Below are 10,908 nucleotides of genomic sequence, written 5' to 3'. Positions count from 1 at the left end.
AGTTACTGGCCTGAGGAGGGCTTTTTTTCTCTTTGCATAAATAAAGAATACCCCGAGTTGATCGGGGCATTTTTTGATTAGCTGCTGGTTATTTCGTTTTCACACGGTCTGGGCAGGACCGGCTTCAGCCGGGAAGCTTTTGAGGGATCACACCCGATCGGTCATCGCCGCCATGGCCACTGAGGTGGCGGCGGTGCGGGTTTCGACGCCGAGTTTGATGTAGATGTGTTCCAGGTGTTTGTTCACCGTTCGCGGGCTCAGTTGCAGGATGTCGGCGATGTCTTTGTTGGTTTTGCCGCAGGATACCCAGCGCAGCACTTCGATTTCCCGGTCGGTGAGCTGGAAGCGGCGGGACAGTTTGCCGTAGGCGGATTTGTCTTCGAACGTCACCGGCTGCGACGCCGTGCGGGCGGTTTGCAGGATGCGCGCGGTGCGCAAATGCGAAGCGACCCGGGCCAGCACTTCGGCGCACTCGATCGGCTTGGTGACGTAGTCGATAGCGCCGGCCTCGAAACCCTGCACCACGTGCTCGCTGTCGGTCAGCGCGGTCATGAACAGCACGGGGATGTTGGCGGTGTCCGGTTGCGCCTTGATCTGGCGGCAGGTGTCGAAGCCGTTCAGGCCGGGCATCATCGCGTCCAGCAGAATCAGGTCCGGACGCCGACGCTGGATGCGGGTCAACGCGCTGTGCCCGTCCAGCGCCACCAGCACCATGTACCCCGCCTCGTCCAGCGCATCGGACAGCAGCGCCAGGTTATCGGGTACGTCATCGACGATCAGGATGACGCCTTTTTCAGCGGCTTGGGTCATGGCGTCCATTAAGGGCCTCCTTCAATTGAAGACTGAGTTCATCCAGGCGAAAACCTGACGCCAGGGTTCGCAGGCGGCTGACAAAACCGGCGCTGTGCGTACTCTCGCGCTCAATGGCGTCGAGTTTTTGTTGAATGCCACGGATATAGCCCAGGCCGCACAGTTCATACAGCTCTTCCAGATCCTCCCGCGACGGCAACGCCACCGGCGTTTGCACCAGCACCGGGGCACTGCGCAAACGCCGCTGCCAGGTCAGTTGCAGATGGTGCTGAATCCGGTCCAGCAGTTGCGGCAAATGCAGGGGTTTGGCCAGGTAGTCATTGCACACTTGCAGGCTGCGTTCCTTGTCATCGGCGAAGGCATTGGCGTTGGCCGACAGCACGATGATCGGCGCCAGGGACAGCGCGTTACGGCGGATCATGCGACTGGTCGCCCAACCGTCCATGTCCGGCATCGACAGGTCCATCAGGATCAGGTCCGGGTGCAGCAGCGACACCTGCCTGACCGCCTCTTGCCCGTTGGCCGCCTGCGCCACGTCAAAACCCAGCGGCATGAGCATGCCGCTGATGACCTTGCGGTGCTCGATGTGATCGTCCACCACCAGAATCAGCCGCCGCTGACCGTCGTAACCGATGACGTCGTGGTTGACGTCGATGATCGCCTTGGGCACCCGCACTTCGGACAAGAACAGCCGCACCTGAAACCGCGTGCCCTCCTCGGGCTGGCTGCTGACGGACAGGGCGCCGCCCATCAACGCCGTGAGCATCCGCGTGATGGTCAGCCCCAGGCCCACGCCGTTGTCTTGCCGTACCAGCCCGCCGCGTTCGAACGGCTGGAAAATCCGTTCGATCTGTTCCGGCGCGATGCCGATACCGGTGTCGATGATGTCGAAGGTCGCTGTTTCGCGCCGGTAACTGACCCGCAGGCAGACTTCCCCGCTGTCAGTGAAGTTGACCGCGTTGCCCAGCAGGTTGATCAGAATCTGCCGCACCCGCTTCTCGTCGCCGCGCACCACTTCCGGCATGCGCCCGATCAGCTCCAGACGAAAGTGCAGGCCTTTCTCCCGGGCCGTGCTGGCGAACATTTTCTCCAAGTCGTCGAGAAACTCCTGGAACAGGATTTCCGTCGGCTCCAGCCGCAGTTTGCCGGCTTCGATCTTGGCCACGTCCAACAGGCCGTCGATCAGCGACAACAGATGCGAACTGCTGCGCATGATGGTCGCCAGGGAATCCAGATGTTTGCTCGGGGTGGCGACGTCCCGTTGCAGGATCTGGGTGAAACCAAGAATGCTGTTGAGCGGCGTGCGCAGCTCATGGGAAAGCCCGGTGACGTAACGGCTCTTGGCGGCGTTGGCGGCCTCCGAGGCTTCCTTGGCTGCCTGCAACGCCTGATCGGTTTTGTGGTGCGCCTCGATTTCCTGTATCAACAACGCCGTCTGCCGCTCGGATTCTTCCAGGGCCACGCGCCGGCTCTCACGGGTCAGCACCACCCACCAGGCCAGGACGCCCGCGAACACGCAAAAGGTCAGGAACGCTTTGAGAAACGCCAGCATCAGGGTGTGATGCACTTGAGGCGATTGATCGATGAGCCCGTGTGAGACCTGGCTGTAAATCATCGTCAGCGCCCCGGTCAGGGTCAGCACCAACACGGTGAGCAGGCCCAGGTATTGCGCCAGCCGGGTGTGCAGGTATTGGCGCGGCAAACGGGGCAGCAGGCGGCCGATCAGGTCCTCGAATTGCATCGACAGCCGCGAGCGGGTTTTGCATTGATCGCCGCAGCGGGCGTCCAGCGAACAGCACAATGAGCAGATGGGCGAACCGTACGCCGGGCACCAGGCCATGTCCGGGGTTTCAAAACGGTTGCTGCACACGCCACAGCGCAGGCTGGTCTGGCGGCCGAGGGGGAACAGCAAACCGGGGTCGCTTTCCCGGGCGATGTAGTAACGGCCTTTGGTCAGCCAGGCGATCAACGGCGCCGCGATCAGGGCGCTGGTCAGGGAAATCAGCGGCGGCGCAGCCCGGGCCACCTCCCCCAGCGCACCGAAATGGGCACACATCGACAGCAATGAGGCAATAAACATCGCGCCGACGCCCACCGGGTTGATGTCGTACAGGTGCGCGCGCTTGAACTCAATGTGTTTGGGCGAGAGGCCGAGGGGCTTGTTGATCACCAGATCGGCCACCAGCGCGCCGATCCAGGCAATGGCGACGTTGGCGTACAGGCCGAGCACTTCCTCGATGGCGTCGAACACGCCCAGTTCCATGAGGATCAACGCGATAGCGACGTTGAACACCAACCAGACCACCCGGCCCGGATGACTGTGGGTGACCCGGGCGAAGAAGTTCGACCAGGCCAGTGACCCGGCGTAGGCGTTGGTCATGTTGATCTTGATCTGGGAAATGATCACGAACAGCACCATGGCCGCCAGCGCCCATTCCGGGGAGGCAAACACGTCGTTGAACGCCACCAGGTACATCTGCGTCGGCTCGGCCGCGCGTTCAATCGGCACTTGATGTTGCAGGGCGAGGAAAGCAAGAAAGGCACCGGCCATGATTTTCAGGCCGCCGGGGATGACCCAGCCGGGCCCGGCCATCAGCAGCGCGGCCCACCAGCGCTTGCGGTTGCGGCGGGTTTTTTCCGGCAGAAAGCGCAGGTAGTCCACCTGCTCGCCGATCTGCGTCACCAGGGACAACGCCACGCTGAACGCGGCGCCGAACAGCAGCAGATTGAAGGTGCCGCCCTCTCCTTCGCGCCCGGCAAAGCTGGTGAGATCCGACAGCGCGTCGGGGTTTTTCCAGATCACGAACACGTACGGGACGATCAGCAACGTCAGCCACAACGGTTGCGACCACATTTGCAGGCGACTGATCAGGGTGATGCCGTAGGCCACCAGCGGGATGACGATGATCGAGCAGATCACGTAGGCCAGCGCCAGCGGGATGTGGGTGTACAGCTCCAGGGCCAGCGCCATGATGGCCGATTCCAGGGCGAAGAACAGGAAGGTGAAACTGGCGTAGATCAACGAGGTGATGGTCGAGCCGATGTAGCCGAAGCCGGCGCCACGGGTCAGCAGGTCCATGTCCACGCCATAGCGCGCGGCGTAGTAGCTGATGGGCAGCCCGGTGAGAAAGATCACCACCGTCATGGCGATGATGGCCCACAAGGTGTTGGTGAAGCCGTAGCTCATCACCAGTGCGCCGCCAATGGCTTCCAGTGCCAGGAACGACACGGCCCCGACTGCGGTGTTGGCGATGCGGAATTCCGACCATTTGCGAAAGGACTTGGGCGTGAAACGCAACGCGTAGTCTTCCATGGTCTCGTCGGCGACCAGACGATTGTAATCGCGGCGCACCTTGATGATGCGTTGAGAGCCGGAGGGTCGCACTGAGGGGTTCCTGATGAGAGAGAGCGAATTCGCCACTCACCGTCCTTGCTGGCGCGAAACTGAGAACTGTGTTCAAACAGCAACTTCTGTGCCGCGGGCGCAATCATGCCTTTGTCCGGCCGTCCCGGCCCTACGTCAAATGACGTACGCGCATACGTCACGCTGCGTATACCTCGATTCCCGCGCCCGCCTCATCCTTGCTCGCAGCTCGCGACGGGGCCTCACCCGGCCGCCGCGAATCACCAGCACAGGAGCGGGAACATGGATTCACGACTGACAGGCCCCACGCGCTTTTTGCCCCGACGGCTGGCATTGAGGGCGGCAGCCCTTTCGCTGATCGCCGCCAGCGTGTTCAGCCAGATGACCCTGGCCGACGACGCCAACACCACCGGTCTGGCCGTCACGCCGACCGAAGTGACCGTCGGCCAGCTGCACTCGGCCACCGGCACCATGGCGATCTCCGAAACCGGCTCGATTCAGGCCGAACGCCTGGCCATCGACCAGATCAACGCGTCGGGCGGCATCCTCGGTCGCCAGATCAAAATCATTCAGGAAGACGGCGCGTCCGACTGGCCGACTTTCGCAGAGAAAGCCCGCAAGCTGCTGGTCAACGACAAGGTGGCCACGGTGTTCGGCTGCTGGACCTCGGCGTCGCGTAAAGCGGTGTTGCCGGTGTTCGAGAAAGAAAACGGCCTGTTGTACTACCCGACCTTCTACGAAGGGCTGGAGCAGTCGAAAAACGTGATCTACACCGGGCAGGAAGCCACCCAGCAGATCCTTGCCAGCCTGGACTGGATCGCCAAGACCAAGGGCGCCAAGACCTTTTACCTGATCGGTTCGGATTACATCTGGCCGCGCACCTCGATGAAGATCGCCCGCAAGCACATCGAAAACGTGCTCCACGGTACTGTCGTCGGCGAAGACTACTACCCGCTGGGCAACACCCAGTTCGGCTCGCTGATCAACAAAGTCAAGCTGAAGAAGCCTGACGTGGTGTTCGCGGCGGTCGTGGGCGGTTCCAACGTGGCGTTCTACAAGCAGCTCAAAGCCGCCGGCGTCGATTCCACTAAGCAGACGCTGTTGACCCTCTCGGTCACCGAAGACGAACTGCTGGGCATTGGCGGCGAGAACATGAAGGGCTTCTTCGCGTCGATGAAGTATTTCCAGAGCCTGGATAACCCCAACAACAAAGCGTTCGTTGAGGCGTTCAAGGCCAAGTACGGCAAGGATTCGGTGATGGGCGACGTGACCCAGGCCGCCTACCTCGGTCCGTGGTTGTGGAAAGCGGCGGTCGAGAAAGCCGGCAGCTTCGATGTCGACAAAGTGGTCGCCGCCTCCCCGGGCATCGAGCTGAAAACCGCGCCTGAAGGCTACGTGAAGATTCACGAGAACCATCACCTGTGGAGCAAGACCCGCATCGGTGAAGTCCAGGCCGACGGCCAGTTCAAAGTGGTTTACGAGTCGGACTTGATTGAGCCGAATCCGTTTCCGAAGGGCTATCAGTAGACCGCTGCGCGGCAGCTGTAAGCGGTTAGCGGTTAGCGGTTAGCGGCAAGTGGAAGCGGTGTGCGTTGCAGTTGCTCTCGCTTTTACTTGCCGCTTGAAGCTTACAGCTTGCAGCTGGTCCCGACCCCCAATCCTAAATCCACACGCTTCCCGAGGAGGGACCACCATGGAATGGCTATCGGAATTTGGTGCCATCGCGGCCATGCAGGGGTTCAACGGGCTTTCCGTGTTCTGCGTGCTGTTGTTGATGGCCCTGGGGCTGGCGATCATCTTTGGTCAGATGGGCGTGATCAACATGGCCCACGGTGAATTCCTCACCATCGGTGCCTACACCACGTACCTGCTGTCGACCCTGGTGCAGACCTGGTGCCCGTGGATGCAGCCGTACTATTTCTTCTTCGCCATCGCGTTGTCGTTCGTGGTGGCCGGTGCCGTGGGTTGGGTGGTGGAGTGGGTGATGATCAGTCGCCTCTACCACCGACCGCTCGACACCCTGCTGGCGACATGGGGCCTGTCCCTGGTCATGCAGCAAGCGTTCCGTTCCATCTTCGGCGCCCGTGAAGTCAGCGCCAACCCACCCGAATGGCTGATGGGCGCGGTCAACCTCACCGAATCCATCGAAATCCCGCGCAACGGCCTGTTCGTCATGGGCCTGACCGTGCTGATGACCGGCGGGATTTTCCTGATGCTGTACCGCAGCCGCTGGGGCTTGCACGTCCGCGCCACGGTGCAGAACCGCATCATGAGCCGGGCGGTGGGCATCAACACCCGCAAGGTCGACCGCATGACTTTCGCCCTGGGCTGCGGTGTGGCCGGCGTGGCGGGCGCTGCGTTCACCACCATCGGTTCCACCGGCCCCACCGCCGGGTCGCTGTACATCGTCGACACCTTTCTGGTGGTGGTGTTCGGCGGCGCGGCCAGCCTGTTCGGCACCATTGCCTCAGCGTTCGCCATTGCCCAGACCCAGTCCCTGTCGGAATTTTTCATGAGTGGCTCGATGGCCAAGGTCCTGACCCTGTCCATCGTGATCCTGATCCTGTTGATGCGCCCTCAAGGGTTGTTTGCCAGCAAGGTTCGTAAATAAGTGTGCGCCAGAGAGGTAGCCCCATGAACGCGCTAAACAAAATGCTCGGTGGACGCCAGGGCGTGGTCGGCCTGCTGATACTCGCGGCCCTGATTCTGGTGGTCTTCCCCCTGACCCTGGACGCTTTTCGCCTGAACATGGTCGGCAAATACCTGACCTACGCGTTCGTCGCCGTAGGCCTGGTGCTGTGCTGGGGGTACGGCGGCATTCTCAGTCTGGGGCAAGGCGTGTTCTTCGGCCTGGGCGGCTACTGCATGGCGATGTTTCTGAAGCTGGAAGCGTCCGACCCGGAAAGCACCAAGATCCAGTCGACGCCGGGCATTCCGGACTTCATGGACTGGAACCAGATCACCGAACTGCCTTGGCTGTGGGTGCCGTTTCACAGCTTCACGTTCACGGTGATGGCGGTCATCGTGTTGCCGGTCCTGCTGGCATTAATTATTGGCGTCGCGCTGTTCAGACGCCGAGTGGGCGATGTGTATTTTTCCATTGTCACCCAGGCCATCGCGTTGATCCTCACGGTGCTTATCATCGGCCAGCAAGGCCTGACCGGCGGGATCAACGGCATCACCGATCTCAAGACGCTGCTGGGCTGGGACATCCGCAGCGACAGCGCCAAGCTGCTGTTGTACTTCATCAACGCCGGCCTGCTGTTTGGCTGCATCCTGTTCGGCAAATTCATCCTCAACTCCAAGCTCGGCCGGCTGCTGATGGCCATGCGCGACAAGGAAGAGCGGGTGCGCTTTTCCGGTTACGACGTGGCGGCGTTCAAGGTCTTTGTGTACTGCGTCGCGGCGTGTTTCTCGGCCATCGGCGGGGCCATGTTCGCCTTGCAGGTGGGCTTCATGTCGCCCTCGTTCGTGGGCATCGTGCCGTCCATCGAGATGGTGATTTTCGCCGCCGTCGGTGGGCGCATGTCGCTGTTGGGCGCGGTGTACGGCTCGCTGCTGGTGAACTACGGCAAGACCTACTTCTCCGAGTCGTTCCCCGAATTGTGGCTGTACCTCATGGGCGGGCTGTTCATCGCCGTGGTCATGTATTTCCCCAACGGCCTGGCCGGTGTGTGGGAAAGCCACGGGCGCAAATGGTTGTCTGGCCTCAAGCGCAAACCTGCCCCGGCAGTGGCCATCCCTGCCACAGCCATCACGCCAACAGCCGCCCCCGCTGACAAGAAGGCCGCCAGCCCGATGGAGATTCAGCCATGACCAGTCCCACAGGCTTCCAGATGAACAAGCCGGTGTTGGCCATCGAAGGGCTGACGGTGTCGTTCGACGGATTCAAGGCGGTGGACGACCTCAACCTGTACATCGACCGTAACGAAGTGCGGGTGGTCATCGGCCCCAACGGCGCGGGCAAGACCACGGTGCTCGACCTGATCTGCGGCAAGACCCGGGCCACGGGCGGCAGCATCCAGTTCAAGGACCGCGAGCTGACCAAAATGAACGAGTACGACATCGTCCGCGCCGGGGTCGGGCGCAAGTTCCAGACGCCGTCGATCTACGACAACCTGAGCGTGTTCGAGAACCTGGAGATGTCGTTTCCGGCGGGGCGTTCGGTGTTCGGCGCGCTGTTTTTCAAGCGTACCCAAGCGGTGCTGGACCGGGTCAATCAGGTGGCCGCCGACATCTTCCTCGGTGACTGGCTGCAGCAGCAGGCGGGCCTGTTATCCCACGGCCAGAAGCAGTGGCTGGAGATCGGCATGTTGCTGATGCAGGACCCGGAACTGTTGATGCTCGACGAGCCGGTGGCGGGCATGAGTGTCAGCGAGCGTGCGCAAACCGCCGACCTGTTGAACCGCATCAGCCAGGGCCGCTCGGTGCTGGTGATCGAGCACGACATGGAGTTTGTGAAGAGCATCGCCCACAAGGTCACGGTGCTGCATCAGGGCAAGGTGTTGGCCGAAGGCAGCATGGAGTCGGTGCAGAACAACCCGAAAGTCATCGAAGTCTATCTGGGCCATTAAGGAGCGCAGCATGTTCAACATCCAGCAGCTGGCGTGTGGTTATGGCCAGAGTCAGGTCCTCCACGACCTGAACCTCTCGGTGCAGAAACAGGAAATCGTCGCGGTGATGGGCCGCAACGGCATGGGCAAGACCACGCTGTTCAAAAGCCTGATGGGCATCCTGCCCCAATGGGGCGGCCATGTTCAGCTGGACGGCGTGGACGTGTCCGCCATGGAAACCCACAACCGTGTCGCCCACGGCATGGCCTACGTGCCCCAGGGCCGGATGATTTTCCCGTCCATGAGCGTGCTGGAAAACATCCAGACCGGCCTCCCCGCCTCAGCGGGTGGCAAGGTGCCGGAAGACTTGTACGCGCTGTTCCCAGTGCTGTTCGACATGCGCGGCCGACGCGGCGGGAACCTGTCCGGCGGCCAGCAACAGCAGTTGGCCATCGCCCGGGCCCTGGCGACCAATCCCAAGGTGTTGTTGCTCGACGAGCCCACCGAAGGCATTCAGCCGTCGATCATCAAGGACATCGCCCGCACCCTCAAAGAGATCCGCACCCTGCGCAACCTGACGATCATCGTCTCGGAGCAGGTGCTGTCCTTCACCCTGGAAATCGCCGACCGCTTGCTGGTGATCGAGAAAGGCCGCTTCGTCATCGAAGAAACCCGGGCCAATGTCGATGAAGCGACGATCAGTCGGTATTTGTCGGTGTAGCCAGGCCCGGAGATATGCAGCGTCAGATCGGACGTAATCGCGAGCAAGCTCACTCCTACAGTTGGGGTGCGCTCTTGTAGGAGTGAGCTTGCTCGCGATGGCGTCAGCGTGGACCTCCACGCCCTATTTGATTGACCCGAAACCCAAGGAGACCCCCCCATGACCGATACCTTGATCAAAGTCGACCTCAACCAGCCCGTCACCGAAAACGAGCAGATCCACAACCGCTGGCACCCGGACATCCCGATGGCCTGCTGGGTCAAGCCGGGGGATGATTTCATCCTCGAAACCTACGACTGGACCGCTGGCGCGATCAAGAACAACGACGATGCCAGCGACGTGCGCGACGTCGACCTGACCACCGTGCATTACCTGTCCGGGCCGGTGGGTGTGCATGGCGCCCAGCCAGGCGACCTGCTGGTGGTGGAGCTGCTGGACATCGGCGCCCGAGCCGACTCGCAATGGGGCTTCAACGGCTTCTTTTCCAGGCAGAACGGTGGCGGCTTCCTCACCGAGCATTTCCCCCTGGCACAGAAATCCATCTGGGATTTCAAAGGCATGATGACCAGCTCCCGGCACATTCCCGGCGTCGAGTTTGCAGGCTTGATTCACCCCGGCCTGATCGGCTGTCTGCCGGACCACAAGATGCTCGCCGAGTGGAACCGCCGCGAACAGGAACTGATCGACACCGACCCGGACCGCGTCCCGGCACTGGCCTGTCCGCCCTGCGCCAGCACGGCGCACCTGGGCAAACTCAAAGGCCCGGCCCGCGACCTCGCCGCCGCCACGGGCGCACGCACCGTGCCGCCCCGTGAGCACGGCGGCAACTGCGACATCAAGGACCTGTCCCGGGGCTCGAAAGTGTTCTTCCCGGTCTACGTCGACGGCGCGGGTCTTTCCGTGGGCGACTTGCACTTCAGCCAGGGCGACGGCGAAATCACCTTCTGCGGCGCCATCGAAATGGCCGGCTGGGTGCACATGCGCGTCGAGCTGATCAAGGACGGCATGGCCAAGTACGGGATCAAGAACCCGGTGTTCAAGCCAAGCCCTATCGTGCCGAACTACAACAACTACCTGATCTTCGAAGGCATCTCGGTCGACGAAGCCGGCCAGCAGCACTACCTGGACGTCAACGTCGCCTACCGCCAGGCGTGCCTGAACGCGATCAACTACATGACCAAGTTCGGTTACTCCCCGGCCCAGGGTTATTCGCTGCTGGGCTCGGCCCCGGTACAGGGTCACATCAGCGGCGTGGTCGACATCCCCAATGCGTGCGCCACGTTGTGGCTGCCGGCCGAGATATTCAAATTCGACATCAACCCCAACGCCAACGGCCCGACGAAATTCATTGATGGCACGGTGGACTTGCCGATCGCGCAGGATAAGTAACGCCGGGCTGAGTCCCGACCTGCAGGCGCGAATGAATTCGCGCCTGCAGAACGCACGCCGACTAAAGGATT

8 protein-coding genes are annotated in these 10,908 nt (G+C 61.8%); 6 read left to right on the top strand and 2 right to left on the bottom strand.

The features are described from left to right. Positions 1-147 precede the first annotated feature (147 nt). Both QWI20_RS26570 and QWI20_RS26565 read right to left on the bottom strand, forming a co-directional pair. On the bottom strand, positions 148-819 hold the full coding sequence (locus QWI20_RS26570; RefSeq protein WP_369307940.1) for a response regulator: 672 nt from the start codon (positions 817-819) through the stop codon (positions 148-150). Further along, positions 794-4,195 carry an ATP-binding protein gene (locus QWI20_RS26565; protein ID WP_369307939.1) on the bottom strand — a complete coding sequence of 1,134 codons (3,402 nt, stop codon included), beginning with the start codon at positions 4,193-4,195 and terminating at the stop codon, positions 794-796. The genes QWI20_RS26570 and QWI20_RS26565 overlap by 26 nt, the downstream gene beginning before the upstream one ends. Before the next feature lie 261 nt (positions 4,196-4,456). On the opposite strand from QWI20_RS26565, the gene urtA reads away from it, so the two are divergent. The 6 genes from urtA to fmdA all read left to right on the top strand — a co-directional run bounded on the left by urtA (position 4,457) and on the right by fmdA (position 10,837). Further along, complete coding sequence (urtA, locus tag QWI20_RS26560; RefSeq protein WP_369307938.1) at positions 4,457-5,701, top strand: urea ABC transporter substrate-binding protein; 1,245 nt, start codon at positions 4,457-4,459, stop codon at positions 5,699-5,701. A 166-nt stretch (positions 5,702-5,867) separates the two neighbouring features. Then, positions 5,868-6,785, top strand: a complete 918-nt coding sequence (gene urtB / locus QWI20_RS26555) for an urea ABC transporter permease subunit UrtB (RefSeq protein ID WP_369307937.1) — start codon at positions 5,868-5,870, stop codon at positions 6,783-6,785. 23 nt (positions 6,786-6,808) lie between these two features. Continuing rightward, complete coding sequence (gene urtC / locus QWI20_RS26550) at positions 6,809-7,990, top strand: urea ABC transporter permease subunit UrtC (RefSeq protein WP_369307936.1); 1,182 nt, start codon at positions 6,809-6,811, stop codon at positions 7,988-7,990. Next, positions 7,987-8,748: an urea ABC transporter ATP-binding protein UrtD gene (gene urtD / locus QWI20_RS26545; RefSeq protein WP_369307935.1), complete on the top strand. Its 762-nt coding sequence runs from the start codon at positions 7,987-7,989 to the stop codon at positions 8,746-8,748. The genes urtC and urtD overlap by 4 nt, the downstream gene beginning before the upstream one ends. A 10-nt stretch (positions 8,749-8,758) precedes the next feature. After that, a complete protein-coding gene (urtE, locus tag QWI20_RS26540; protein WP_369307934.1) occupies positions 8,759-9,448 on the top strand; it encodes an urea ABC transporter ATP-binding subunit UrtE in 690 nt (229 codons plus the stop codon). A 159-nt stretch (positions 9,449-9,607) separates the two neighbouring features. After that, positions 9,608-10,837 carry a formamidase gene (fmdA, locus tag QWI20_RS26535; RefSeq protein WP_369307933.1) on the top strand — a complete coding sequence of 410 codons (1,230 nt, stop codon included), beginning with the start codon at positions 9,608-9,610 and terminating at the stop codon, positions 10,835-10,837. The last annotated feature ends 71 nt before the right edge of the window (positions 10,838-10,908 follow it).

This window comes from Pseudomonas sp. W2-17, from assembly GCF_041060445.1.
GTDB lineage: Bacteria > Pseudomonadota > Gammaproteobacteria > Pseudomonadales > Pseudomonadaceae > Aquipseudomonas.
This window is presented reverse-complemented; position numbering and strand designations above follow the sequence as displayed.

Bases quoted from the DNA above. Each gene is read 5' to 3' on its own strand.
- QWI20_RS26570 (WP_369307940.1), bottom strand. From the start codon at position 819: ATGGACGCCATGACCCAAGCCGCTGAAAAAGGCGTCATCCTGATCGTC.
- urtA (WP_369307938.1), top strand. From the start codon at position 4,457: ATGGATTCACGACTGACAGGCCCCACGCGCTTTTTGCCCCGACGGCTG.
- urtB (WP_369307937.1), top strand. From the start codon at position 5,868: ATGGAATGGCTATCGGAATTTGGTGCCATCGCGGCCATGCAGGGGTTC.
- urtC (WP_369307936.1), top strand. From the start codon at position 6,809: ATGAACGCGCTAAACAAAATGCTCGGTGGACGCCAGGGCGTGGTCGGC.
- urtD (WP_369307935.1), top strand. From the start codon at position 7,987: ATGACCAGTCCCACAGGCTTCCAGATGAACAAGCCGGTGTTGGCCATC.
- urtE (WP_369307934.1), top strand. From the start codon at position 8,759: ATGTTCAACATCCAGCAGCTGGCGTGTGGTTATGGCCAGAGTCAGGTC.
- fmdA (WP_369307933.1), top strand. From the start codon at position 9,608: ATGACCGATACCTTGATCAAAGTCGACCTCAACCAGCCCGTCACCGAA.